The sequence below is a fragment of the Pseudomonas sp. MWU12-2037 genome (assembly GCF_023242345.1).
Classification (GTDB): domain Bacteria; phylum Pseudomonadota; class Gammaproteobacteria; order Pseudomonadales; family Pseudomonadaceae; genus Aquipseudomonas; species Aquipseudomonas gingeri_D.
Map to the genome: position 1 here is coordinate 1 of NZ_JALLIZ010000047.1, position 1,454 is coordinate 1,454.

Sequence of the window (1,454 nt, forward strand, 5' to 3'; positions counted from 1 at the left end):
GGCCGGGGTCACGAAGCGGATTCGGCTGTGCCGGTGCTCGTGGTTATACCAACGCATGAAATCCCTGACCCAGGCGCGGGCAGCGTCCAGGCTGGCAAAGCCATCTGCCGGCCATTGCGGGCAGTATTTCAACGTCCGAAACAGTGATTCCGAGTACGGGTTGTCATTGCTCACTCGCGGTCGGCCACGTGACGGCGTGATGCCCAGCTCATGCATTTTGCTCAACAGCGTCAGCGATTTCATCGGGGCCCCATTGTCCGAGTGCAGCACCAGTGGCTCGTGCAAACACTGCTCGCCGATCACGCTACGTTGCAGTAGCGCAGCCGCCTTCTCGCCGCTTTCCTCTTCGTAAACCTCCCAGCCTACGGCCTTGCGGCTGTAAATATCCTCGATCAGGTACAGGTAGTAATACTGACCGCGTACCGGAGACGGCAGGTAGGTGATGTCCCACGACCACACCTGGTTGGGGCCTTGGGCCGCGTGAGTCGTCGGTGCGGCGTGGCGCCGGGGACGCTGGCTACGACCACGATGCTGTTGCTGACCCGCCGCACGCAGCACCCGATAAAACGTCGCTTCCGACGCCAGATAGCGCTGTTGGTCGGCCAGCCTCGGCACGATCTGGCTGGGCGGCAAATGAGCGTAGCCCGGGCTGTTGCACAGCTCCATGATCGCTTGTCGTTCGACCTCGCTCAGCGCATTGCGCGGCTTGGGCCGTGCCGTGGTCGTTCGGGCGTCCGCCTGAACAGCCTCGGTTTCAGTCCAGCGCTGCACGGTTCTGAGCGAGAGACCAACTTCCTGGCAGGCCATAATTTTTCGGGCTCCTGCCATCCGAGCCTCACTCAACCAGGTCACCAGTAACTGCCGTTCCGGCAAGGCGGTCAGTTGTCCTCGTTGTCGATCCCCCAGTAATCGTTGAGCTTTTTTCGCAGCACCAGCAACGCGGCGGTTTCAGCCAGCGCCTTGTCTTTACGGCGCAGTTCGCGCTCCAGTTCCTGGATGCGTTTCTTGTCCTTGCGGGCTTGCTCGCGATCGTCTTTTTGCTGAGCTTTGTCTGCGTTCTGGCCGTTGATGCAGGCTTGCCGCCACGCCTTGATTTGCTCGGGGTACAGGCCTTTGCGACGGCAGTATTCACCCAGTTCAATTTCGGACAAGCCGGCGGTTTCAAGGACGACGGCAAACTGGGTTTCGGCGGTCCAGCTCTGGGCCGGTGGGGTGTTCTCGGACACTGCGTTTCCTTCAGAGCGGGCCTTTCTGCGCCAGTTGGCCAATGACATATCGCTGACCCCTTCGCGCCGAGCAACCTCGGCCATCGACAGGCTCAGTGGGGGAAGCAGCATCTTGAGTAATGCGGCTTTGCGTTCCGGTGAATAGTACGGCACGAACAGTCTCTTTCCGCCCCCGATCTGCTTTTTCAGGAAAATTCGGAAAGGCGACAACTATCCTGACACCGGGGG

General features: G+C 60.5%; 1 pseudogene. It reads right to left on the reverse strand.

Annotated features, from left to right (window positions below):
- Positions 1-1,379, reverse strand: a pseudogene (locus M5B42_RS32025) (IS3 family transposase); the annotation flags it as partial.
- Between the last annotated feature and the right edge of the window lie 75 nt (positions 1,380-1,454).